Genomic DNA, 24,143 nt, shown 5'->3' on the forward strand with positions numbered 1-24,143 from the left:
CCATGAGGATCTCCCCGGGTATGACGCACCCACCTTCACACTTATGCCTGTCGGATATACGTCACAGCGCTCCGTGCAAGTTTCGGGCTTTGACGATATTCGCCGCCTTACCCCGCTGTGCCGCCTCGTATCCGCTTCCTGTTCGTCAGGCCAGCGCTTTGCCTTCGGCTTCCTCCAGATTCGCAGTTACCCGCGACACCCTTGCCGTTCCGCTAACTCTTCCCCTTGCCGGGCGAGTAGAGGACTTTCACCTCCAAGTGAGTGCGCCCTGCCGGGCGCACAAAAACAAAAGGGACGCCGCGGCGTCCCTTTCTTGTCGGTGAAGTCGTTCGCTTACTTGGCGACCTGGCGCTCGCGCATCTCTTCCAGTGTCTTGCAGTCGATGCACATGGTCGCGGTCGGGCGCGCTTCCAGGCGCTTCAGGCCGATCTCCACGCCGCAACTGTCGCAATAGCCATATTCGCCTGCGTCGATGCGACCGAGCGCCTCGTCGATCTTCTTGATCAGCTTGCGCTCGCGGTCGCGGTTGCGCAGCTCCAGTGCGATGTCGGACTCCTGGCTGGCGCGGTCGTTGGGGTCGGCGAACACGGTGGCCTCGTCCTGCATGGTATGCACCGTGCGCTCGATATCCTCCATCAGCTCGCTCTTGAGCGTGCCCAGGATCTCGCGGAAGTGGGCCATCTGCTTCTCGCTCATGTACTCCTCGCCAGCGGCGGGGACGTACGGCGGGAATTGCTTGTGCAGGGTATCTTCAGCCATGAATCGACTTCCGTAGGTAAGTGATTGGATCAAGCGGACTTAATAGCAGAATCACGACGCGCCAGCAAGCGAGCCGTGGAAGCTGCGGCGCAGCCGTGCGTGTTCGCGTTCGGCAAGGCGCTGATGCAGGCTGAGTCGCAAAAAACAAAAACCGCCACGCGGGCGGTTCTTGTCATGAAAATCTGGGGCGACATACCGGAATCGAACCGGTGACACCTGGAGCCACAATCCAGTGCTCTACCAACTGAGCTAATGCCGCCACTACTACCGGACTCCGGGAAACCCGTCGTCCAAAAACTTGTCCTGGCCTGCCCGGCAGGGATCGAACCTGCAACCCCCAGCTTAGAAGGCTGGTGCTCTATCCAGTTGAGCTACGGACAGATTCCCGCGGGCAATCGGAGTGTGAGCTGGTCGGGGTGGAGGGATTCGAACCCCCGACATCTTGCTCCCAAAGCAAGCGCGCTACCGGACTGCGCTACACCCCGAGAGCCGCGCACTATATAGATCTCCGCCCAATACGTCAAACATATTTTTTGCCTTCTGCGGCGGCAGCCGGATTCCATCGCCCGCCAGCCTTCTGCCAGGCGAGCACGATGCGGGCGAGGTTGCCGAGAAGCCAGCCGAATTCGAGCATGATGGCAGCACCCGCTGCGTAGGACAGCAGCGGCAGGAACACCGAGCCCAGCAGCAACGCCAGTGCGGCGGCGTGAGTGATGAGCTGCCGCCGAACCGGCAGGTCGGGGGACAGTTTCTTCACGTTGGGTGCCTTTATCCTGGCCTGGGTCAGATGCAGCCAGGCGAGGAAGGGCACGATCTTGTAGAGCATTGCGCTGATGGCACCGACGAAGCCGCCATGCAGGATCAGGATGCCGGCCAGCAAGGGCAGGGCGTCCGCTTCGGTGACGAGGGAAGCCAGTATTGCGACCGCGCCGGCGATGATCGAGGCCATCGCAAGCCTGAAGGCGAGAAAGGACGCATCCGGCGTGCTGCGGCGGGAACGCGCCTGCAGGCGCAAGGTCGTCGCGCCGAAGCCGATCGCCAGCGCGCACAGGAGGCCCGCCAGGGCGATGCCGATGCCGTGCAGAGAGGCGATTGCGGCCATCGACCACAAGGCCAGCAGGATCAGTACCGACGGCGCCCAGATGCGCGTCAGGCGTTGAGGATAGGCGGGGGTGATCTGGAACATCGGCACGATCACCCAACTGGTTGCCGCCACCAGCATTGCGCCCCAGCCCATCCAGGCCCATCCCGCATGAAGATTGACCAGCGCTGGCAGGTCGATCGGCAGCGACAGGCCACGGGCCAGCGTGGTCGCCAGGATGACGCCCAGCGCCGCGGTGACCAGCAATCCGATGAGCGCGAGGCGCAGGTCGCGTGGCGTGTCACTGCGACCCCTTGCCGATGGGGCGCGGCGGAAGGCCAGGGCGGCCGCAAGGAGGAAAATGATCAGGCCGGCAGCGAGGAGGGCTGCGCCGGCTAGCGTCGCGCCTGGGTGCCCCTGCCACAGCCCCCAGCTCAGGCCGACGCTGCCGCCTGCCAGCAGCGGGTGGGTGAGGCGCGCGGTACGCAGCGGCGTGAGCAGCGTTGCGCCCGCGACCACTGGCAGGATCTGCATCAGCGCACCCAGCATCACCTGCAGCATGATGCCGGTGGCAACAAGGTGCACTGCGCCGAGCGCTGCCGGCGACCAGCGGGAACCCAGCGCATTTCCGTCGATCAGCAGCAACGCGCCGGCGGCGATGCCGAAGAGCGGCGCGGTCAGGAAGTAGCGCAGCGGTACCGAGAACGGCGGTGCGTCGTCATACGACAGGCCGGGGTTGGCACTGCTCATGGCCGAGTGATGCGGATCTCGACCACCCCGTCATCCCGGACCGTCTCTTCGTGCCGATAGCCATCGCGGTCGAGGATGCGGAACAGGGGGTAGGGCATGCGATCGATCAACAGCATCAGCTCGCCACCAGGAGCCAGATCTGCCAGCCCTTCCATTGCGCGCTCGAAAGGCTCCGGCGGCTCCAGGCCGCGCGCATCGACAAGGATCGTGCTCATGCGGGCATCTTCCGCGTGATGCGCTGTCCGAGCGCCTCGGTCAACGCGTCGCGCTCGGTCGCCAGGCGCGCGTCGCACATCGGATAGAGGATGTTCTCTTCCTTCATGTTGTGCTGCTGCATCATGATCAGCAGGGTTTCCGCCTCGCCGGCGAAGTCGTCCGCATCGCGCCGGGCGAGGGCGTCCTTGAGGTTGGCGATGATGGAGCGCATGTCGGCATGTTCGCCGCGCATGACCTCGGTGGGGCCATGGGTCATGCCGGTGACGGCTTCGAAGCGCGGAAAGAGTTGTTCCTCTTCGGCACTGAAGTGCATCTCGAGCGCAGCGGCGAAGGCATTCACGGCCTTGGCGGCAGCGTCCCAGTCGCGGCGCGCGACGAGGCTCTCGGCGAGGGCGAATTCATGGTCGCAGTCGCGGTGGTCCTGGGTCATCAGGGAGGAAATCAGGCTCATGTGCAGCTCCGGTCGGGGTGTTGGAGTATTTTCTCCGGGCAATCCCCGGCGGCATTGATACGAGTCAAGTCGGCCAGTGCGGATGCCCGACGTGCTTCGCAAATGCAGCCGGCCTGGAAGTCCGATGGGCCGAACGGGCACAATGCAGCTCCCGCAGCGAATCGAGACGGCATGGCACTTCCACCCCTTCCGCGCGCCGGGCTGAGGATCTTCCTGCCCTTTGCCCTCGGCTATTTCCTGTCCTACCTGCTGCGCACGGTCAACGCCGTGATCTCTCCGGTGCTGACGGGGGAACTGGGGCTTTCCGCCGCGGATCTCGGCCTGCTCACCAGCACCTATTTCCTTGCCTTCGGGCTGGCGCAGATCCCGGTCGGTGTTGCGCTTGACCGTCTTGGCCCGCGGCGCGTGGAGGGCACGCTGCTGCTCGTCACCGCGTTCGGCGCGGCCAGCTTTGCGCTGGGCGATTCGCTGGCTGCGCTCGGGCTTGCGCGCGCGCTCATCGGCCTGGGCGTGTCGGCTTGCCTGATGGCGGCCTTGAGCGGATTCACGCGCTGGTATCCGCGCGAGCGACAGAGCTCGATGACCGGTTTCATCATGTCCGCAGGGGCGGTGGGCGCGCTCACGGCCAGCGTGCCGGTGGAGGCGGCGCTGCCGCTGATGGGCTGGCGCGCCGTGTTCTGGATCGTCGCCGGGGTTGCGCTCGCTGCTTCCGTGCTGATCTTCCGCCTGCTGCCCGACGACGCCGGCCCCGGCGGGCGCGAGTCGGCGGGCGAGGCGCTCAGGCTGGTCGCGGGGATCTACCTGTCGCCGCAGTTCCTGCGCTTCGCGGGGTCATCGCTGTGCTTCGTCGGCGGCTTCATGGCGCTGCAGAGCCTGTGGGCGGTGCCCTGGCTGATGAACGTCAATCGCCTGGACATCGGCCACGCGGCGCGCATTCTGGTGCTGCTCAACCTCGGCATGCTGGGCGGCCAGCTCTCCATCGGCCTGCTCGGCACCTCGCTTGCGCGCAGGGGGGTGACGCCGCTCAATCTGATGCAGATTGGCTATTGCCTGGTGCTGTTCGTCGAGCTGCTCATCCTGTTCGATGGCGGCCCGCCCGCAGTACTGTGGTTCCTGCTCGGCCTGCTGTCGGCGGTGAATTCGCAGACCTATCTCGCCAGCGCGACACATTTCCCGCGCACGCTGTTCGGCCGCGTCAGCACGGCGACCAACCTGATGGCCTTCGCGGGTGCGTTCCTCATGCAGTGGGGCATGGGGCTCACGCTGGATGCGCTCAAGGATGCGGGCTACGCGATGGATACGGCGCTGCAGTGCGTCTTCGCGGGCCTCATTGCGCTGCAGGGGCTGGCGATCCTGCCCTTGTTGCGGGAAGCCAGGCTATCGTTCCGGCGCAGCGGCGAGAGCCCGGTGCCCGCCGCGAGTCGCCGTGATCCGCGCGATGGTTGAGGGCGCGCCGTTCGCGCCTGCGCCGCCCCGGCGCGGCCCAGGACCGATAGAATCGCGCGCTTTGCGACGGTCGATCGCGTCGGCGATCGAAACGGGCGTCGCGAGGGGACGCCGCCCTGCACCCCGGACAGGTACCGGCAGTTGCGAAAGCGGCGCAAAATATGCCCCGCGTCGCGTCAGGGCGGTGGCTGCCGTCCGTCCATGGCGCGCAGGCATGAAACAATGAAGAAGAGCGAGACCAGGGAGTGCCTTCATGACTGAAACCACCACCAGTGCGGCTGCGCCGAGCGCCCTGCGACGCTATGCACTCGCTGCGAAGTGGGTGGCGGGCGTGCTCGTCGCCGTGGCCGCGATCGGCTTCGGCGTGGTGCCGCCTGTGGCGAAACACTATGCGACGAAGATTGCCAGCGACGTGCTCGGGCGCGTGGTGAGCGTAGACGCGGTGCGCGTCAACCCCTTCGCATTGACGGCGGAACTGCACGGCGTACGCGTGATGGAAGCGGACGGCAGCACCGAGGCCCTGGGTTTCGACATGCTGCGCGTCAACGGCGAGCTGGAGTCCCTCGTCCGCGGTGGCGTCGTGCTGCACGAGGTGTCGCTCGACGGGCCGCGGGTGAATGTGGTGCTGCAGGACGGTGGGCGGAGCAACTGGCAGGACGTGCTCGACCGCCTCGCGGCGCAGCCGAAGAGCGAATCCAAGGGCCAGACGCTGTTCTCGATCGGCAACATCCACGTCGGCAACGGCCGCATCGCCGTCAATGACCAGCCGCGCGGCCTCAAGCACGAACTCAGCGGCATCGAGCTCGGCGTGCCCTTCGTGTCCAACCTGCCGGTGAAGGTGGATGTCTTCATCGAACCCAAGTTCGCGGCGATGCTCGATGGCGACCCGATCGGGCTGAGCGCGCGCAGCAAGCCGTTCAAGGACACGCACGAAACCATCCTCGAGCTGGCGCTGAAGGAGTTCGATCTCGCGCCCTGGATGGCGTATCTGCCGTTCGAGCCCAGCTTCCGCCTGCCCTCCGGCCTGCTCACCACCAACCTGGAACTGGCTTTTGCGCAGCCGCCCGAAGCAGACGCCAAGCCGCTGGTGACGCTGCGCGGACAGGTGCAGGTGGAAAAGCTGGAAGTGCAGGACAAGACCGGCGCGCCGGCGGTGAAGGTGGCCGAGTTCGGACTGGAACTTGCCGACGTCGAGCCCTTCGCCAACAAGTGGCATTTCACCCGCCTGCGCCTGCACCAGCCGGAAATCGAGCTCGTGCGGCTCAAGGATGGAGGCATCAATCTGGCGACGCTGGCGCCGCCGCCGCCGAAGGACGCTGCCCAGAAAGCGCCGCAGGCCGATGAGGCCAAGCCGTCGCAGCCGGACTTCCTGCTGGCCGATGCGCGCATCCGCGAAGGCGTCGTGCGCTTCGAGGACCGCTCGCTGGCCGAGCCTTTCCGTGCCCGCGTCGAGGCGATCAACCTCGACATGCGCGACCTCGCCAACACCGGCGACATGCCGGCCGAAATCCGGCTCGACTACGTCACCGACGGCGGCGAGAAGATCACGCACGAGGACAGGCTGAGCCTGGCTCCTTTCGTCTTCGAAGGCGCGGCCACACTGGAAGCGATCAAGCCGGCGCGCTATGCAGCCTATGCTGCGGCGGCCTTGCCCGGCGGCGAGTTGCGCAGCGGCCAGCTCGACGGCTCGGTGCACTACCGCGTCGCGCTGAGTGCTGACGGCAAGCCCGACGTCAAGGTCGGCAGCGACAACCTTTCGCTGCGCGATTTCGCGCTTGCGCTGAAGGGGCAGAAGGAGCCGGCGGTTCGCGTGCCGGAGCTCAACGTGAACAAGCTCGCGGTCGATGTCGGCGCACGCACCGTGAATCTGGCCGAGCTTGGCGTCAAGGGCGCTTCAGTGTCCGCCGTGCGCCTGAAGGACGGCCGCTTCGACCTACTCGGGCTCACCGGCGACAAGCCCAAGCCCAGCAGCGAGGGGCCGGATTGGGTGGTCAAGGTGGACAAGCTGGCGCTCGAGAACGCTGCCGTGCGGCTGGAGGATCGCACCGTGGCGAAACCCGTCGTCCTCGCGGTCGACGGGATCGGGCTGCAGCTCGACAACGTGTCGACCGCCAAGGGGGCGACGACGCAGCTCAAGCTCGATTCGAGCATCAACAAGCGCGGCCGGCTCGGCGCCAGTGGTGCGGTGACGCTGGAGCCCCTGAAGGCCGACCTGAAGCTCGATCTGCGCAGCGTCGACCTGTTGCCGTTGCAGCCCTATGTGCTGGAAAAGACCAAGATCGCCATTTCGCGTGGCAACCTCACCACGCGCGGCAGCCTCGACCTGAACACGGCGAAGAACGGTAGCCTGCTCGGGCGTTTCAGGGGCGACGTCGGCGTGGCCGACTTCGCTTCGATCGACAAGCTCAATGCCACCGACTTCGTGCGCTGGCGCGCGCTCAACGTCGGCGGCATCGACCTCAAACTGCAGCCTTTTGCGCTCGACATCGACAAGGTCGCACTGAACGACTTCTATACCCGCCTGATCCTCGATGAAAACGGCCGCCTGAATCTGCGCGAGATCCGCGGTGATGGCAGCGAGGCCGAGCCGGAGGCGAAGGTCGGGAAGCCCGCCTCCGAGGCCCCTGTGGTGGCTGAAGGGCCGGCAGGCCTCGGTGCGCCGCAGGCGGCCTCGGGCACAGACAGCGGCCAGCGCAGCGCCGAGCTGCCGCCGCGCCGCGAACCGCCGCCGCCGATCCGTGTGGGCCGCATCGACGTCAAGGGCGGCAACGTCGCCTTCAGCGACCGCTTCATCCGCCCAAACTACAACGTCAACCTGACCGGCATGGCGGGCTCGCTCACCGGTCTTTCGTCCGACCCGACGACGATCGCGAAGCTGGACCTCAGCGGCAAGGTCGACAACGCGGCGCCGGTCAAGGTCGTTGGCGAGCTCAACCCGTTCCGCCAGGACGCCCATCTCGACATCCTGGCGACGGTGAAGGACTTCGAGCTGACCGGGCTGTCGAGCTACTCGGGCAAGTACGTGGGTTACGGCATCGCCAAGGGCAAGCTGTCGGCCGAACTCAACTACAAGATCGAGGAGCGCAAGCTCACCGCGACCAACCAGATCTTCCTCGACCAGCTCACCTTCGGCGACAAGGTCGACAGCCCCGACGCGCTGAAGCTTCCGGTGCAGCTCGCGGTGTCCTTGCTGAAGAACGCGCGGGGCGAAATCGACCTCCACCTGCCGGTCAGCGGCACCCTCGACGACCCCCAGTTCAGCGTCTTCGGCCTCGTCGTCAAGGTGCTGGTGAACCTGATCGGCAAGGCGATCACCGCGCCGTTCGCGCTGCTCGGTTCCGTCCTGGGCGGTGGCGAGGAACTCTCCAGCCTGGAGCTTGCACCGGGGCTCGCCCGGCCGGGTGAGGTGCAGCAGCAGAAGCTGAAGACGCTGGCGCAGGCGCTCGTCGATCGTCCGGCGCTGCGCCTGGACATCACCGGCAGGGCCGATCCGGCGCGGGACACCGACGGGCTGAAGCAGGCGATGCTGCAGCGCGCGGTGCGGGCGCAGAAGCTCAAGACGATGGTCGCCAAGGGACAGGAGGCACCGTCGGTGGATAACATCGAGGTCAGCGCCCAGGAGTATCCCGAGCTGCTGAAAAAGGTCTACAAGGAGGCCGATTTCAAGAAGCCGCGGAACATGATCGGCCTCACCAAGGACCTGCCGGTGCCTGAGATGGAAGCGCTGATGATCGCCAACATCGCCGTCGGCGACGCCGACCTGCGCGCATTGGCCGAGCAGCGCGCGCAGGAAGTGAAGAACTGGCTGACCACCGAAGGCAAGGTGCCTGCCGAGCGTGTCTTCCTGCTCGAGCCCAAGGTCGAGGCGATCGCCGAAGGCGGGCAGGTGCAGTTCGCGCTGCGCTGAGCGCGGGGTCAGGCGGACAGGCGTTGCGCGAGCCGCAGCGCCTGTCCGCGTTCCAGTTGTTGCGCGAAACCTGGAAAATCCAGCCGCAGGCGTTTCTGCAGCTCGATGGCGATGGCGCGCATGAACTTCCAGCGCGGCGCGAAGCTGGCATCGCGAAAGGCGAACAGGATGTAGTTGCCGTCCTCGCGCACTGACATCGCGATCACCGCATCGTCGAACGCGGTCAGCAAGCGCTCGACGTGGCGCGCATAGGTTTCCTTGTTGCCGGCGACGTTCATCACCAGTACGCCGCTCGCGGACAGCCGGCCGCGCGCCCGCTCGTAGAACTCGAAGCTGGCGAGTTCCTCGGCGACGCCGTCGGGGCCGAAGGCGTCGATCATCAGCACATCGATGCGCCCGGGGTGGTCTCTCACAAAGTCGGCGCCGTCGCCATGGATCACCTGCAGGCGCTCGTCGTCGGGCGGCACGCAGAATTGCTCGCGCAGGGCGATCACGTCCGCGTCGATTTCCACTATGGCGAGCCGGGTGCCCGGCAGGTGGCGGTGGCAGAAGTTCGCCAGCGAGCCGCCACCCAGACCGATCATCACCATCTGCCGCGGCCGCGGGTTGAACAGCAGGAAAGCCGTCATGCGCTGCGCGTAGCCGAGTTGCAGCGCGCAGGGGTCGGAGATCTTCATCACGCTCTGCACGTAGCCGAGGCTGAAATGCAGCGCGCGCAAGCCGCCGTTCTCGAGCACGAAAGGCCTGCCGTAGCTGCCGTCCCGCAGCCGCGCGCGCAGGGCCTCGATGTCGCTGCCGGGCGGCTCCAGCAAACGGACGACACCCGGTTCCTCCGGGAAGGGGCTGGGGAATTCGATGAGGGCGTGCAAGCGCGAGAGGAACGAGACGGAAAGGGAAGGCGCCGCCCACCGGGGCGGCGCGCATCGTGCGCCAGTGGACGAATCCCCCGGCACATGTGTGACGATCAGACCGCGGCCAGGGCCTGGTCCAGATCTGCGAGGATGTCGTCGATATGCTCGATGCCGATCGACAGCCGCACCATGTCGGGCGACACGCCGGCCTTGGCGAGCTCTTCCGGTGCAAGCTGGCGGTGGGTGGTCGAGGCGGGGTGGCAGGCGAGCGACTTGGCGTCGCCGATGTTCACCAGGCGGGTGACGAGCTTCAGCGCATCCTGGAAGCGGGCACCGGCCTCCAGTCCGCCTTTCACGCCGAAGGACAGGATGCCCGACGCGCGGCCGCCCATGTACTTCTGCACCAGGGCGTGATCCTTGTGGTCGGGCAACCCGGCGTAGTTCACCCAGGCGACCTTGCCATGCCCGCGCAGGAATTCGGCCACCTTTCTGGTGTTGGTGCAGATGCGGTCCATGCGCAGCGCCAGCGTCTCGATGCCCTGCAGGATCAGGAAGCTGTTGAAGGGCGAAATGGCTGCGCCGGTATTGCGCAGCGGCACCACCCGCGCACGCGCGATGAAGGCAGCCGCGCCGAGCGCTTCGGTATATACGACGCCGTGGTAGGACACATCGGGTTCGTTCAGGCGGCGGAAGCGCGTCTTGTGCTCGGCCCACGGGAACTTGCCCGAATCGACGATGATGCCGCCGATCGAATTGCCGTGCCCGCCCAGATACTTGGTCAGCGCGTGCACCACGATGTCGGCGCCATGCTCGAAGGGGCGGCACAGGTAGGGGGAGGGCACGGTGTTGTCCACGATCAGCGGCACGCCGGCCTTGTGCGCGATCTCGGCCAGGCGGCCGATGTCGGTGACGTTGCCGAGCGGGTTGCCGACCGACTCGCAATAGATGGCCTTGGTGCGCTCGTCGATCAGACCGGCGAAGCTGTCCGGGTCGCGATAGTCGGCAAAGCGCGCTTCGATGCCGAACTGCGGGAAAGTGTGGGCAAACAGGTTGTAGGTGCCGCCATACAGCGTCGATGCCGACACGATGTTGTCGCCGGCTTCGGCGATCGTCTGGATCGCGTAGGTGATCGCCGACATGCCCGAGGCCACCGCCAGCGCGCCGATGCCGCCTTCCATCGCCGCCACGCGCTGCTCGAGCACGGCGGTGGTCGGGTTCATGATGCGGGTGTAGATGTTGCCCTGCACCTTCAGGTCGAACAGATCGGCGCCGTGCTGCGTGTCGTCGAAGGCGTAGGACGTCGTCTGGTAGATCGGCACCGCCACCGCCTTGGTGGTCGGATCGGGCGAATAGCCGCCGTGTACGGCGAGGGTCTCGAGCTTCATGCAGTGGTCTCCCCTGGTGAATGAGCCCGAGAGTATAGCCACTGCGCAATTCGGACCGAAGCGCTTGCGGCTGGGTCGGCGCCGATCGTCCGTTGCGCTTGTCCGTTCAATGAAAGTCCCGGCTGCGCGCATCCAGCGCGCCGAGCAGGGCGGAGTGGTCCACCGCGCGGCTGGCCTGCAGGTGCACCACGCTGCCCTGGCGGCTGATCTGGCCGTAGATGCCCAGCAGCCGGGCACCGAGCAGGATGCGGCGCTGGCGCTCGAGCAGCTCGGGGCGGACGATGACGTTGGTCAGCCCGGTTTCGTCTTCCAGCGTGATGAACATCGTGCCCTTGGCCGTGCCGGGGCGCTGGCGGCAGGTGACCAGCCCGGCGCCGCGCGCCAGCATGCGGTCGGGGGCGACGGCGATGTCGGCGGCGGACAGGAAGCGTAGGGCGGCGAGTTCGCCACGCAGCAGCGCGAGCGGATGACGGCCGAGAGTGAAGCCGAGACGGGCGTAGTCCGCCTGCAGGTCCTCGGCTTCGGAGGGGGCGGCGAGCAGGGTGGGTACGTCCGCGCCGGGCGCATCTGCGAGCAGGCCGGGCAGCGGCATGCCGCCGGCGGCCTGCCACAGCGCCTGGCGGCGGTGGCCGGCGATGCTGGCCAGTGCGCCGGCAGTGGCCAGCGCACGCAGCGCGCCCGCATCGAGCGCCGCGTGCCGGGCGAGATCCTCGACGCTCGCAAAGCGCGTGCGGGCGTCATCGGCCCTCGGTGATCCATCGGCGGGGGCACTGGCTGCGGCACGGCCCGCCCGGGTGGTGACGATGCGTTCTGCGGCATCTGCCTGCAGGCCGCGCACCATGCGCAGGCCCAGGCGTACCGCCGGCTCTGCGCTGTCCCCGATGGCCTCCAGCGTGCAGTCGCGCGCGCTGGCATTGACGTCGGGCGGCCTGACCTCGATGCCGTGGCGGCGCGCGTCCTGGATCAGTTGCGAAGGCGAGTAGAAGCCCATCGGCTGGCTGTTCAGCAGACCGCACAGGAAGGCGGCGGGCTCGAAGCATTTCAGCCAGGCCGACGCATACACCAGCAGCGCGAAGCTGGCGGCGTGCGATTCCGGAAAACCGTAGCTGCCGAAGCCTTCGATCTGGCGGCACAGGCGCTCGGCGAAATCGGCGTCGTAACCCTTGGCTGCGAGGCCGTGCATGAGCTTGTCGCGGTAGCGTTCGAGTTCGCCCTTGCGTCGCCAGGCGCCCATGGCTCGCCGCAACTGGTCGGCCTCGCCGCCGGTGAAGCCGGCTGCGACCACCGCGAGCTGCATGACCTGCTCCTGGAAGATGGGCACGCCCATGGTGCGTGCGAGCACACCGCGGATTTCCGGACGCAGGCCGTCGAGTGGATCCTCGTCGCGCGCCTTGCGCGCACGTGCCTCGAGGTAGGGATGCACCATGCCGCCCTGGATGGGGCCGGGGCGCACGATGGCGACTTCCACCACCAGGTCGTAGAAGCGCGTGGGTTTCAGGCGCGGCAGCATGGTGAGCTGGGCGCGCGACTCGACCTGGAACACGCCGATCGCATCCGCCCGCGACAGCATCGCATACACCGCATCGACCTCGCGCGGGATGCTCGCCAGCGTCAGTGCCCGCCCGCGCCAGGCCGAGGCCAGTGCCAGGCTGCGGCGCAGTGCCGACAGCATGCCCAGCGCGAGCACGTCCACCTTGAGCAGGCCCAGCGTATCGAGATCGTCCTTGTCCCACTGGATCACGGTGCGCTCCGCCATCGCGGCGTTTTCCACCGGCACCAGCTCGTCGAGCCGGCCGCGCGCGATGACGAAGCCACCGACATGCTGCGACAGGTGGCGCGGAAAACCGATCAGCTCTTCGGTGAGCGACACCAGCCGGCGCACCACCGGACTTGCCGGATCGAGCCCGGCTTCCTGCAGCCGTTCGGCGAGGATGTGGCGGCCGTCGAACCAGAAGTGGTCGCGCGTCAGCCGTTCGATCTGCGCTTCGCCCAGGCCGAGCGCGCGGCCGATGTCGCGCAGCGCGCTGCGGGCGCGGTAGGTGATCACGGTGGCGGCCAGCGCGGCGCGCTCGCGACCGTACTTGCGGTAGATGTACTGGATGACCTCCTCGCGCCGGTCGTGCTCGAAATCGACGTCGATGTCGGGCGGCTCGTTGCGCTCGCGCGAGATGAAGCGCTCGACCAGCATGATGCCCAGCGCCGGGTCGACTTCGGTGATGCCCAGCGCCCAGCACACCACCGAATTGGCCGCCGAGCCGCGCCCCTGGCACAGGATGCCGGCGCCGCGCGCGAAGCGCACGATGTCGTGCACGGTGAGGAAATAGGCTTCATAGCCCAGTTCGGCGATCAGGGTCAGTTCGTGCTCGATCCGGCTACGCACGTCGGGCGGGGCGGGATCGTCGGCTGTGGCGGGCGGCATGGCACTGGCGGCCGGGGTGGCGACCCTGGCGGCAGCCTGTTCCAGCGCCGGCTGGCGGCCGTAGCGCCATGCCAGGCCGCCTTCGACCAGCCGGCGCAGCCAGGTGCCCGCCGTTTCTCCGGCCGGCACGAGTTCCTCCGGATATTCGTAGCGCAGTTCGTCCAGGCTGAACGTGCAGCGGGCTGCCACCTTCAGCGTTTCGGCCAGCAGCGTGGGCGGGTAGCGCCGCGCCAGCGCGTCGCGGCTGTGCAGCCGGCGTTCGGCGTTGGGTGCGAGCTGCAGGCCGGCCTCGGCCACGCTGCAGTGCAGCCGGACCGCGGTCAGCGCGTCGGCGAGCGGGCGGCGCGCTGCATCGTGCATCAGCGCTCCAGTGGCGGCCACCACCGGCAGGCCGGCGGTACGTGCGATGCGGCGCAGCAGGGTGAGGCGCGCGCGGTCGCGGCCGTCGAACACCACCGAGACCGCCATCCAGCCACGCTGCGGAAAGAGCCCTGCCAGCCACTGCGCCTCGGCGAGCAGGGCGTCTGCATCCGCCAGGCCGGGCGGTGGAACCAGCAGCGCGAGGCAGCCCGACAACCGATCGGCCGCGGCTGCCTCGAAGCTGCTGCGATCGATGCGGTACTCACCTTTCGCCGCGGCGCGCCGTGCGGTGGAGATCAGCCGCGACAACTGCCCGTAGGCGTCGCGGTTGGTGGCCAGCAGCACCAGGCAGGGCCCGTCTGCGAGCTGGATCTCGCTGCCGACGATCAGCTTCGGCGCCGATTCCGGCGGCAGGTCGCGCAGCGCGCGATGCGCCCGCACCACGCCGGCGAGCGAACACTCGTCGGTGATCGCCAGCGCGGCGTAGCCGTATTCGGCCGCCCGCGCGACGAGCTCCTCGGGATGCGATGCGCCACGCTGGAAGCTGAAGTTGGTCAGGCAGTGCAGTTCGGCGTAGGCTGGAAACATGTAAATACTGTAAAAAAATACAGTCATCAAAGTCAATACCCGCCGCTTCGGCTACCCGCGCTTACACACTCGCACGTCGTCAAGCTCCCCATCGCGTCCCATCCCCGGCACAATGCCGGGCTCGCCGCCAACGGCCCCCGTTTCCGACCTCCCGATGCGTTATGAATTTCTCGTCGGCCTGCGCTACACCCGCTCACGCAAGCGGGCGCAGGGCCGCAACCGTTTCATTTCCTTCATCTCGCTGGTGTCGATGCTGGGCATTGCGCTGGGCGTCGCGGCGCTCATCGTGGTGCTGTCGGTGATGAACGGCTTCCAGGAGGAGTTGCGTACCCGCATCCTCGGTGTCGCCTCGCATGTGCAGATCCAGCGCATCGACGGCGGGCTGGCCTCGTGGCAGCAGGTGGCCGACGAGGCCGGACGACACCCCTCGGTGATGGCGGCGGCGCCGTACGTGCAGGAACAGGGCTTGCTGTCCTTCGGCGACGCGGTGCGCGGCACCATGGTGCGCGGCGTGATTCCGAGCGAGGAGGACAAGGTCGCCGACTTCGCCCGCCACATGAAGGCCGGCGCATTCGACGCGCTGCAGCCGGGCCGCTTCGGCATTCTGCTCGGTCGCGACCTGGCGCTGGCGCTACGCGTCACGCTGGGCGACAAGGTCACGCTGATCGCGCCCCAGGGGCTGGTGACGCCTGCCGCGGTGCTGCCGCGCGTCAAGCAGTTCGAGGTGGTCGGCATCTTCGAGGCCGGCATGTACGAATACGATTCCGGCCTTGCGCTGATCCACCTCGCAGATGCCCAGGCGCTGTACCGCATGGGCGAGGACGTGACCGGCGTGCGGCTCAAGCTCGACGACCTGTTCGCCGCGCCGCGGGTGGCGCGCCAACTGGCCGCCAGCCTGTCGGAGCCCGGTCTCACCGTGGCCGACTGGACGCGCGCCCACGCCAACTTCTTCCGCGCGGTGGCACTGGAGAAGACGATGATGACCCTGATCCTGTTCCTGATCGTCGCCGTGGCCGCCTTCAACATCGTGTCCACGCTGGTGATGGCGGTGCAGGAGAAATACGCCGACATCGCCATCCTGCGCACGCTGGGCGCGAGCCCGGCATCGATCATGACGGTGTTCGTGCTGCAGGGCACCATCATCGGCTTCGTCGGCCTGGCCGCCGGCGTGATCGGCGGGCTGCTGATTGCGCACAACCTCGATGTCGTGATTCCTGCACTGGAGGCCGTCACTGGCATGACGCTGTGGAACAAGGAGGTCTATTACATCAACGAGCTGCCCTCGAAGGTGCTGTGGAGCGACGTGGTCAGCATCGTGTCGGTGTCCTTCCTGCTCACCCTGCTGGCGGCGCTCTATCCGAGCTGGCGGGCGTCGAAGGTGAATCCGGCGGAGGCGCTGCGCTATGAGTGAGAAGGTGATCGGGGCGGAGGCAATGGTGGCTGCGAATGGCGCGGGCGGCTCGCCGGTGCTGGCGTGCGACGGGCTGGAGAAGCGCTTTCGCGAAGGCGCGGAGGCGGTGCAGGTGCTCGGCGGAGTGAGCCTCTCGGTGGCGCGCGGCGAGCGCCTGGCCATTGTCGGCGCCTCGGGTTCGGGCAAGAGCACGCTGCTGCACCTGCTGGGCGGGCTGGACACGCCTTCCGCCGGTGCGGTGAGGCTGATGGGCAGGGACTTCTCGACGCTTTCGGAGGCCGACCGCGGCCGGCTGCGCAACGCGGCGCTGGGCTTCGTCTATCAGTTCCATCACCTGCTGCCCGAATTCACCGCGCTCGAGAATGTCGCCATGCCGCTGTACATCCGCCGCATGAGCCGCGCGGAGGCCAATGAGCATGCCGCGGCGATGCTGCGTGAAGTCGGGCTCGGCCATCGCCTCGACCACACCCCGGGGGAGCTTTCCGGCGGCGAGCGCCAGCGTGCCGCGATCGCGCGCGCGCTGGTGACGCAGCCGGCCTGCGTGCTGGCCGACGAGCCGACCGGCAACCTGGATCGCCGCACCGCTGAAGCGGTGTTCGACCTGATGCTGTCGCTCAACCAGCGGCTGGCCACCAGCTTCGTCATCGTGACGCATGACGAGAGCCTGGCACGCCGCGCCGAGCGTACGCTGCGGCTCGACGACGGCCGCCTCGCCTGAAGGGTTAACTGCGGCACGTGCCGAGAGGGGGCGTGCATGAGTTGGCCCCGCGCTCCAGGTCAGCCCGGACGCCCGCCGCGCAGTGCCTGGCGCCTGCGCCAGTGGCGGATCAGCCACCAGCGCCAGCCGCCCCTCACCACCAGATAGCCGGTGATCGAAAGTGTCGCCGCCAGCAGCACGAGGCCCAGCGCCAGCGGCTTGCCCAGGCCGGCCATCCAGGCGATCAGTTCGGCGACCCAGCCTGCCAGGTCGACGCCCGACATCTCCGGCGGCGGCGTGAAATGAGCACCACCATTGCCCATCACCCAGTTGCCCAGGCCGTAGGCGAGCACGTAGAGGGGCACGATGGTGAGCGGGTTGGTGTACAGCGTGCAGATCAGCGCCAGCGGCAGATTCACCCGCAGCACGACGCAGCAGATCGCCGCGCCCAGCATCTGCAGTGGGCCGGGAATCAGACCGCAAAACAGGCCCACCGCCACCGCGCCGGCTGCCGAATGGCGGTTGAGGTGCCACAGCCGCGGATGCAGCAGCGTTCCGGCGAACGGACGCAGCCAGCGGTTTTCGCGCACGGCGTCGTGATTCGGGAGGAGTTTCTTGAGGCGTTTGCGCATGGTCGTGGGCGCCGTCGATTCTAGCAGCGGCAACCGGCCGCCAGGCGTGGACTTGCTGCCGCGTGTTTGACATTGGCATTATCCGATGCCATGAGTATTGCGATCATCCTGTTCGGTGTCGGGGTCTGGCTTTTCCAGCAGCAGGCCGACCTGCTGGCACTTGGCTGGCGTATCGGCGGCTGGGGTGCGTTGACCCTGGGGCTGGCGGCCTTGTTCCGCCTGCGGCGTGGCATGTGCCTTTCGTCGCCGCCCGGCCGCGGTCCGGTCGCGTGCCGCGCCATCGTCCTGAGCGCCTGGCTGCTGGCGCTGGCTGCCGGCTTCCTGTGGGCTGCGCAGCGCGCGGAATGGCGACTTGCCGACTCGCTGCCCATGGCGCGCGAAGGCGAAGACCTCGCCCTCACCGGCAGGGTGGACGAGCTTCCGCAGCAATTGCCCGACGGTGTGCGCTTCGCCTTCGTGCCCGATGGGGGAAGCGCGGGCGTGCCGGGTCGGATCCTGCTGTCCTGGTATCGACTGCAGGATGACGAGCTGGCTCCGCCGGTCGTCGTCGCCGGCGAGCGCTGGCGTTTTGTGGTGCGTATCAAGCGTCCGCACGGCTTCGTCAACCCGGAGGGCTTCGACTACGAAGCCTGGCTGCTCGAGCGTGAGCTGCGGGCCACCGGCTACGTGCGCGGCGGCGCCCGCCGGCTCGATGCCGGCCCGGGGTCGTTCATGCACCGCGTGCACCGTGCGCGCGGCGAGATCCGCGACCGCTTCCTGGCCGTGCTCGGCGAGGCGCCGTATGCGGGGGTGCTGGCAGCGCTGGTGATCGGCGACCAGCGCGCCATTCCGGCCGCGCAATGGGATGTCTTCCGCCGCACCGGCATCTCGCACCTGGTGGCCATCTCCGGCATGCACATCTCGCTCATCGGCCTGCTGGGCGCGGCGCTGGTCGGCGCTGCGTGGCGTCGCGTGCCCGGGCTGGTGCTACGGCTGCCGGCGCGCAAGGCGGCGGCGCTGGCGGCGATCGTCGCGGCGAGCGCCTATGCGCTGCTCGCCGGTATGGGAATTCCGGTGCAGCGTGCGCTCATCATGCTGTGCGTGGTGGGCCTCGCGTTGCTGCTGGGGCGCGCGCCGTCGCCGGGCCGGGTCCTGCTGCTGGCGCTGGCCGGCGTGCTGCTGGTCGACCCCTGGGCGGTGCTGGCGGCGGGGTTCTGGCTGTCGTTCGGTGCCGTCGGCATCATCATGCTGGTGCTGGGGGCACGCCACGGCAGGCGCGAGCGCGGCGCCGGCTGGCGCGCAGCGGTGAAGACTCAGGCGGCGATCACGCTCGCGACGATGCCGCTGCTGATCGCGCTGTTTCAGTCCTTCTCCATCGTTTCGCCACTGGCCAACGCGCTCGCGATCCCGGTGGTGAGCTTCGTCGTCACCCCGCTGGCGCTGCTGGCGGCGATCCTGCCGTTCGACTTCCTGCTGCACCTGGCACACGGCAGCTTTGCGCTGCTGATGCAGCCGGTGGATTGGCTGGCCGCAGTGCCGGTGGCGCTGTGGCGTCAGGCAGCACCGCCGGCCTGGCTGGTGGGAGCGGGCGTGGCGGCGGTGCTGCTGCTGTTGTTGCCGCGACCCACGCCGGCGCGCATGCCGGCCGTCTTCGTGCTGGCCGGACTGCTGCTGTGGCAGCCCGGCCGCCCGGCCGCCGGAGACTTCGTTGCCACGGTGCTTGATGTGGGGCAGGGCCTGGCCGTCCATGTGCAGACGGCGACGCACGCGCTGCTGTACGACGCCGGCCCGCCCTATGGCGACGCGGCGGATGCCGGCGAGCGGGTGATCCTGCCGTTCCTGGCCGCGTCCGGCGTGGTCCGGATCGACCGCCTGGTGCTGTCGCATGACGACGCCGATCATGTGGGCGGAGCGCGCAGCGTGCTCGATGGCGTCGATGTGGGCGGCGTGCTGGCGTCCGAAGGCGATGCCGCGGGTTTCTGGACCGATGCCGGAGGCCGCGGAGCTGGCGCCGAGCGCCTGGCTTGCAGCGACGGCCAGCGCTGGGAGTGGGATGGCGTGCGTTTCGAGGTGCTGCATCCGTGGGGCGATGGCCGGCGCGTGCGCCGCAACAACGACCTGTCCTGCGTCCTCAAGGTGACCGGTGCGGGCGGTTCGCTGCTGCTGGTGGGCGATCTCGAGACGCGCGGCGAGGCGGCGATGATCGCGCGCCATGGGGCGGAAGCGCTGGCGAGCTCGGTCGTCGTCGTCGGCCACCATGGCAGCCGCACCTCGTCGTCGGCAGCCTTCGTCGACGCGGTGCTGCCCGAAGCCGCGATCCATTCCGCCGGCTACCGCAACCGCTTCGGTCATCCCTTTCCCGCGGTGTGGGCGCGCTGGGCGGAGGCGGGCGCACGCAACTGGCGGACGGACAGCCAGGGCGCCATCCGGGTCGAGGTGACGGCGTCCGGAGCCGACGTCACCGCCGCGCGGCAGCAGAATCCGCGCTACTGGCATGGGCGCTGAGCCGGCGGCCGGGCGCCTTCGGCTGCGCGCAATGCTAGACTCGTGGCTGATTTTGCCGACAGGAAGCGCGCCATGAGCCTTATTTCCGACATCCGCCAGACCTTCGAACCGCAGCGGCCGACTCCGACCCTGCGCGAGCGCAACGTGCAGTGCATGGGGCCGCATGGACTGCATCGAATGGCCTATACGGAATGGGGTGACCGCGACAATCCGCGAGTGGTCGTCTGCGCGCATGGGCTGACGCGGAACGGCCGCGATTTCGACGATCTGGCGCGCGCGCTGGCGGAAGATTTCCGCGTGATCTGCCCGGATGTGGCAGGCCGTGGCCGCAGCGACTGGCTCGGCGTGAAGACCGACTACGGTTTCCCGGTCTATGTGCCGGACATGATCACGCTGATCGCACGGCTGGATGTGGAGTCGGTGTCGTGGGTCGGGACCTCGATGGGGGGGCTCATCGGCATGTTCATTGCGAGCCAGCCGCACAGCCCGATCGGACGGCTCGTGCTCAACGATGTCGGGCCGGTGATCACCGCCCCGTCGCTGCAGCGCATCGGCGAATACGTCGGCAGGGCGCCGGTCTTCGCGTCGATGCAGGAGGCCGAGGCCTACATCCGCGAAGTGAGCGCGCCCTTTGGCCCGCTCACCGACGCCCAGTGGCGCCATCTCACCGAGCATTCTGTGCGCCCGGTCCGCAACGAGGCGGGTGTCGGTTTCGCGATGGTCTACGACCCCGCCATCGGCGACGTCTTCCGCAACACTCCCGTCCAGGAGGATGTCGACCTGTGGGCCATCTATGAGCGCATCGCCTGCCCTACCCTGGTGCTGCGAGGTGCCGAGTCCGACCTGCTGGAGCGTTCCACGCTGGAGCAGATGGCGGCGCGCGGGCCGCGTGCGCAGACGGCGGAGTTCTCCGGTGTCGGCCATGCGCCGATGCTGATGGATGCGGCGCAGATCGCGGTGGTGCGCGATTTCCTGCTGGCGGCCTGAGGAGGCGGCGGCGTGCTGGCGAGCGTCTTTTCAGTCATCAGCTACGCGGATGCGGCTGGCCTGGCCTGGTTCCTGGTCGTCTGGTTCGGCTACGGCTGGCTCTCCGAGCACAGCCCCTGGGCGCGGCGCGGCCTTGCGGACGTGGGCGACCGCCATCGACTCGAATGGGCGTGGCAGATGCTGCGCCGCGAGGCGCGCATGCCGGACGCAGCGCTGGTCGGCAACCTGATGCAGAGCGTGTCGTTCTACGCCAACACCACCATCTACATCATCGCCGGCGTGCTCGCCCTGTTGGGCACGCTGGACAAGGTGATCAGCTTTGCCGAGGAGTTGCCCTTCGCGCGCGAGGCGTCGCGCGGGCTGTGGGAAATCAAGCTGGTGCTGTTGTTCGGCGTGTTCGCCTTCGCCTATTTCAAGTTCACCTGGTCGCTGCGCCAGTTCAACCTGCTGTCCATCCTCATCGGCAGTACGCCGGTGATGAAGGAGAGCGACGGCCTGGACGCGCAGCGTGCGGAAGTGGCCGCGCGCCGGCTCGGCAGGGTGAATTCGCTGGCGGGGGACGAATTCAACCGTGGCATCCGTGCCTATTACTTCGGCCTGGCCGCGGTGGCCTGGTTCGTCCAGCCCTGGGTCTTCATCGCCATGACGACGATGATCGCCGTCGTGCTCTACCGGCGCGACTTCACCTCACCGCTGCTGCGGGCTCTACGCGAGGATTGATGCGCGGCACGGCCCGGAGGTCGGCCGTCGCTACCAGCCCGGGTTGAGCCGCTTGGCCTCGGCGATCTCGCCGCGGATGGTGCGGAAATGCTCGAAGCGGCGGGCGTTGATCGCGCCGGACGCGAGCGCGGCGAGCAGCGCGCAGCCCGGTTCCGCCTCATGCCGGCAGTCGCGGAAGCGGCACTCGCCCAGCAGCGGACGGAATTCGAGGAAGCTTTCGGCGAGCGTCTCCGGCGTCAGGTGGGCGAGCCCGAAGGCCTGCAGGCCGGGGCTGTCGATCAGCCAGCCGTCGCGCTGCAGGTCTTCGCCGAAGACGTAGAGGCGGGCGAAAGTGGTGGTGTGCTTGCCGGTATCGAGCGCGGTCGAGATCTCGCGCGTTGCCGCTTTTGCTTCGGGAATCAGCGCATTGGTGAGCGTCGATTTGCCCATGCCGGACTGGCCGACGAAGATGGCGTGCGTGCCGGCCAGCCGCGCGCGCAGGGCCTGCGCGCCATCGAGCGCGGAGAGCTCGATCACCTCGTAACCCAGCGCCCTGAACGGAGCGAGCTGCGAACGCGCAGCGTCCAGGCGATCGGCCAGGTCGGCCTTGTTGAGGACGATCAGCGGCGTGATGTCCTGGCTTTCGGCAGCGGCGATGCAGCGCGAGATGAGCAGGTCGGAGAAGCCCGGCTCGGTGGCGACGACGATGGCGATGTGGCTCAGGTTGGCGGCGATCAGCTTCTCGCGGAAGGCATCCGACCGCCACAGCAGGTTGCGACGCGGGCAGAGCCGCTCGATGACGCCCTGGCCGTCGGCTCCGGGCAGGACGTCGACCTCGTCGCCGCAGGCGAAGGTGTTCTTTTTGCCGCGAGTGGTGCACTGCAGCCGGCCGTCCGTGGTCGCGACTTCATAGCTGCGGCCGAACGCCGCCACGATCACGCCGTGGAGCACGCGCTGCGTCGAGCCAGCCGGCTTGCGTCCGGGCTGCACCATCAGCCCATGGCCTGCAGTCGGGCCACGCGCAGCGCCGCCGGCGGGTGGGAGTCGAAGAAGCGCGAATACAGGGGATCGGGCGTCAGCGTGGAGGCGTTGTCGCGGTACAGCTTGACCAGCGCTGCCACCAGGTCGGCTGCGCGCGTCTGCTGTGCCGCATAGGCATCGGCCTCGTATTCATGTACCCGCGACCAGTGGCTCGCCACTGGCGACAGCATGAAGGTGAAGGACGGCAGCACGAGGAAGAACAGCGCCAGCGCCGTCGCGGTGTCGGCCGCGTGGGCGCCGAGGCCGGCGAAAAACCAGCCCTGCTGCATCAGCCAGCCCAGCAGCGCGAGCATGGCCAGCGTCGCCGGCGCCAGCAACGCCATGCGCTTGAGGATGTGGCGATGGCGGAAATGCCCCAGCTCGTGCGCCAGCACCGCTTCCACTTCCTCCGGGCTGAGCTTGTCGAGCAGGGTGTCGAAGAACACGATGCGCTTGGCGGCGCCGAAGCCGGTGAAATAGGCATTGCCGTGCGCCGAGCGGCGCGAGCCGTCCATCACGAACAGGCCCTTGGACTGGAAGCCGCAGCGGGCGAGCAAGGCTTCCACCCGCGCCTTCAGGTCCCGGTCGGCGAGCGGTGTGAACTTGTTGAACAGCGGCGCGATGAAGGTCGGCCAGATCAGCATCACCAGCACGTTGAACACCAGCCAGAAGGCCCATACCCAGAGCCACCAGAACGTGTCCATCGCCTGCATCAGCCACAGCACCAGGGCGATCAGCGGCAGGCCGATCGCCGCCCCCAGCACCGCTTCCTTGAGCGCGTCGGCGATGAAGAGGGCCGGGGTCATGCGGTTGAAGCCGAAGCGCTTCTCGATCACGAAGGTGCGGTAAAGCACCGCCGGCAGGTCGACGATCCAGCCGATCACGCTGAGGGTGGCGAGCAGCGCCACGCCGTGGGCGATACCGCCTGCCGCCAGCACCCCGGCCCAGGCTGAATGCAGCGCCTGCAACCCGCCGCCCAGGGTCAGCACCACGGTCAGCAGTGCGCCGACCACGGTGGCGACCAGCGACAGGCGCATGCGTGCGCAAGTGTAGTCGGCCGCACGCTGATGCGCCTGCAGGCCGATCGTGCCGGCGAATGCCGCCGGCACCTCGTCACGGCAGGCGCCGACGTGGCGGATCTGGCGGCGCATCAGCACCGTCCGCGTCGCCACACTGGCGAGCAGCATGGCGACAAAGACGAGAGTCAGCAGGGTGGCGTGATCGACGGGCATGTTGCGTAGGACGGATGAGCCAGGTGCATGAATCAGGTGGGGCAGCAACAGGGTGACAGGCCGGAAGGCCGGCTGCGATGGTGCAGTGCTGGGCCTTTGCGATGTGTGACACAATCGCGCCCGGTTAGGTTTCACCCGCGGGCTTTCGTCGCGAAAGCCCGAATCTGCTGGCATTGCAAGGAAGCGCACGGATTATGGCACAGGACCCCAAACACCTGATATGGCTGGACATGGAGATGACCGGCCTCGAACCCGACCGCGATCGCATCATCGAGATCGCCGTCGTCATCACCAACGAGCAGCTCGAAACCGTGGCCGAGGCGCCGGTCATCGTCGTGCATCAGCCCGACGCGGTGCTCGACGCGATGGACGACTGGAACAAGAATACGCATGGCAAGTCGGGGCTCATCGACCGCGTGCGCGCTTCGACCGTGAGCGAGGCCGAGGCCGAGGCGCAGATGCTTGCCTTCCTGCAGGAGTGGGTGCCGGCGCGCAGCTCGCCGATGTGCGGCAACTCGGTGTGCCAGGACCGGCGCTTTCTGGCCCGCTACATGCCGAAGTTCGAGGACTGGTTCCATTACCGCAACCTGGACGTCTCCACGCTGAAGGAGCTGGCCAAGCGCTGGCGGCCGGAGGTCTATGGCGGCGTGTCGAAGAAGGGCGCCCACACCGCGCTGTCGGACATCCAGGAGTCGATCGGCGAGCTGCGGCATTACCGCGACAACTTCCTGCGCCTCTAAGGCCGGGCGGCCGGGCCGGCGCGCGTGC

19 protein-coding genes and 3 tRNA genes are annotated in these 24,143 nt (G+C 68.0%); 9 read left to right on the forward strand and 13 right to left on the reverse strand.

Annotated elements, in window-relative coordinates; all coding sequences use genetic code 11:
- Positions 1–333: 333 nt before the first annotated feature.
- The gene (gene dksA, locus GH664_RS10090) at positions 334–759 is read right to left on the reverse strand and encodes an RNA polymerase-binding protein DksA (protein WP_153167949.1); all 426 of its coding nucleotides are present in this window, start codon (positions 757–759) and stop codon (positions 334–336) included.
- Between the two features lie 24 nt (positions 760–783).
- Between dksA and GH664_RS10095 the strand changes: the two genes are divergently transcribed.
- On the forward strand, positions 784–972 hold the full coding sequence (locus GH664_RS10095) for a hypothetical protein (RefSeq protein WP_256219467.1): 189 nt from the start codon (positions 784–786) through the stop codon (positions 970–972).
- Here GH664_RS10095 and GH664_RS10100 read toward each other — a convergent pair.
- The 6 genes from GH664_RS10100 to GH664_RS10125 all read right to left on the reverse strand — a co-directional run bounded on the left by GH664_RS10100 (position 943) and on the right by GH664_RS10125 (position 3,257).
- Positions 943–1,018 (reverse strand) — tRNA-His (locus GH664_RS10100). The two genes, GH664_RS10095 and GH664_RS10100, sit on opposite strands and share 30 nt — an antisense overlap.
- 45 nt (positions 1,019–1,063) lie before the next feature.
- Positions 1,064–1,140: transfer RNA gene (locus GH664_RS10105), tRNA-Arg, on the reverse strand.
- A gap of 27 nt (positions 1,141–1,167) precedes the next feature.
- A tRNA-Pro gene (locus tag GH664_RS10110) sits at positions 1,168–1,244 on the reverse strand.
- A gap of 35 nt (positions 1,245–1,279) precedes the next feature.
- The gene (locus GH664_RS10115; RefSeq protein ID WP_153167951.1) at positions 1,280–2,590 is read right to left on the reverse strand and encodes a hypothetical protein; all 1,311 of its coding nucleotides are present in this window, start codon (positions 2,588–2,590) and stop codon (positions 1,280–1,282) included.
- Positions 2,587–2,805, reverse strand: coding sequence for a DUF2249 domain-containing protein (locus GH664_RS10120; RefSeq protein ID WP_153167952.1), 219 nt, complete (start codon positions 2,803–2,805; stop codon positions 2,587–2,589). Before GH664_RS10120 ends, GH664_RS10115 begins: the two co-directional genes overlap by 4 nt.
- Complete coding sequence (locus GH664_RS10125) at positions 2,802–3,257, reverse strand: hemerythrin domain-containing protein (RefSeq protein WP_153167953.1); 456 nt, start codon at positions 3,255–3,257, stop codon at positions 2,802–2,804. Before GH664_RS10125 ends, GH664_RS10120 begins: the two co-directional genes overlap by 4 nt.
- Before the next feature lie 171 nt (positions 3,258–3,428).
- Here GH664_RS10125 and GH664_RS10130 point away from each other — a divergent pair, with 171 nt between their 5' ends.
- Both GH664_RS10130 and GH664_RS10135 read left to right on the forward strand, forming a co-directional pair.
- On the forward strand, positions 3,429–4,703 hold the full coding sequence (locus tag GH664_RS10130; RefSeq protein WP_153167954.1) for an MFS transporter: 1,275 nt from the start codon (positions 3,429–3,431) through the stop codon (positions 4,701–4,703).
- A 253-nt stretch (positions 4,704–4,956) separates the two neighbouring features.
- Complete coding sequence (locus GH664_RS10135) at positions 4,957–8,610, forward strand: DUF748 domain-containing protein (RefSeq protein ID WP_153167955.1); 3,654 nt, start codon at positions 4,957–4,959, stop codon at positions 8,608–8,610.
- An 8-nt stretch (positions 8,611–8,618) separates the two neighbouring features.
- Here GH664_RS10135 and GH664_RS10140 read toward each other — a convergent pair whose 3' ends face one another.
- The 3 genes from GH664_RS10140 to GH664_RS10150 all read right to left on the reverse strand — a co-directional run bounded on the left by GH664_RS10140 (position 8,619) and on the right by GH664_RS10150 (position 14,213).
- Positions 8,619–9,479 (reverse strand): fused MFS/spermidine synthase, encoded by an 861-nt coding sequence (locus GH664_RS10140; RefSeq protein WP_153167956.1) that lies wholly within the window; start codon positions 9,477–9,479, stop codon positions 8,619–8,621.
- 95 nt (positions 9,480–9,574) lie between these two features.
- Complete coding sequence (locus GH664_RS10145; protein WP_153167957.1) at positions 9,575–10,846, reverse strand: bifunctional O-acetylhomoserine aminocarboxypropyltransferase/cysteine synthase; 1,272 nt, start codon at positions 10,844–10,846, stop codon at positions 9,575–9,577.
- A gap of 106 nt (positions 10,847–10,952) precedes the next feature.
- A complete protein-coding gene (locus GH664_RS10150) occupies positions 10,953–14,213 on the reverse strand; it encodes an error-prone DNA polymerase (RefSeq protein WP_153167958.1) in 3,261 nt (1,086 codons plus the stop codon).
- Between the two features lie 154 nt (positions 14,214–14,367).
- Here GH664_RS10150 and GH664_RS10155 point away from each other — a divergent pair, with 154 nt between their 5' ends.
- Positions 14,368–15,624: a lipoprotein-releasing ABC transporter permease subunit gene (locus GH664_RS10155; RefSeq protein WP_153167959.1), complete on the forward strand. Its 1,257-nt coding sequence runs from the start codon at positions 14,368–14,370 to the stop codon at positions 15,622–15,624.
- Positions 15,617–16,342 (forward strand): lipoprotein-releasing ABC transporter ATP-binding protein LolD, encoded by a 726-nt coding sequence (gene lolD, locus GH664_RS10160; RefSeq protein WP_194270377.1) that lies wholly within the window; start codon positions 15,617–15,619, stop codon positions 16,340–16,342. The genes GH664_RS10155 and lolD overlap by 8 nt, the downstream gene beginning before the upstream one ends.
- 59 nt (positions 16,343–16,401) lie before the next feature.
- On the opposite strand, the gene GH664_RS10165 is transcribed toward lolD, so the two are convergent.
- A complete protein-coding gene (locus GH664_RS10165; RefSeq protein ID WP_153167960.1) occupies positions 16,402–16,953 on the reverse strand; it encodes a DUF2062 domain-containing protein in 552 nt (183 codons plus the stop codon).
- A gap of 90 nt (positions 16,954–17,043) precedes the next feature.
- Here GH664_RS10165 and GH664_RS10170 point away from each other — a divergent pair, with 90 nt between their 5' ends.
- The 3 genes from GH664_RS10170 (at position 17,044) to GH664_RS10180 (ending at position 21,144) form a co-directional block, all read left to right on the forward strand.
- The gene (locus GH664_RS10170) at positions 17,044–19,437 is read left to right on the forward strand and encodes a DNA internalization-related competence protein ComEC/Rec2 (protein WP_153167961.1); all 2,394 of its coding nucleotides are present in this window, start codon (positions 17,044–17,046) and stop codon (positions 19,435–19,437) included.
- A gap of 72 nt (positions 19,438–19,509) precedes the next feature.
- The gene (locus GH664_RS10175) at positions 19,510–20,424 is read left to right on the forward strand and encodes an alpha/beta fold hydrolase (protein ID WP_153167962.1); all 915 of its coding nucleotides are present in this window, start codon (positions 19,510–19,512) and stop codon (positions 20,422–20,424) included.
- Between the two features lie 12 nt (positions 20,425–20,436).
- Positions 20,437–21,144: a DUF599 domain-containing protein gene (locus GH664_RS10180; RefSeq protein WP_153167963.1), complete on the forward strand. Its 708-nt coding sequence runs from the start codon at positions 20,437–20,439 to the stop codon at positions 21,142–21,144.
- A 30-nt stretch (positions 21,145–21,174) separates the two neighbouring features.
- Here GH664_RS10180 and rsgA read toward each other — a convergent pair whose 3' ends face one another.
- The gene (gene rsgA / locus GH664_RS10185; RefSeq protein WP_153167964.1) at positions 21,175–22,116 is read right to left on the reverse strand and encodes a ribosome small subunit-dependent GTPase A; all 942 of its coding nucleotides are present in this window, start codon (positions 22,114–22,116) and stop codon (positions 21,175–21,177) included.
- Positions 22,116–23,375 (reverse strand): M48 family metallopeptidase, encoded by a 1,260-nt coding sequence (locus GH664_RS10190; protein ID WP_153167965.1) that lies wholly within the window; start codon positions 23,373–23,375, stop codon positions 22,116–22,118. The genes rsgA and GH664_RS10190 overlap by 1 nt, the downstream gene beginning before the upstream one ends.
- Before the next feature lie 194 nt (positions 23,376–23,569).
- Here GH664_RS10190 and orn point away from each other — a divergent pair, with 194 nt between their 5' ends.
- A complete protein-coding gene (gene orn, locus GH664_RS10195; protein ID WP_153167966.1) occupies positions 23,570–24,115 on the forward strand; it encodes an oligoribonuclease in 546 nt (181 codons plus the stop codon).
- The last annotated feature ends 28 nt before the right edge of the window (positions 24,116–24,143 follow it).

This window comes from Thauera sp. 2A1, from assembly GCF_009469595.2.
Taxonomy (GTDB): domain Bacteria; phylum Pseudomonadota; class Gammaproteobacteria; order Burkholderiales; family Rhodocyclaceae; genus Thauera.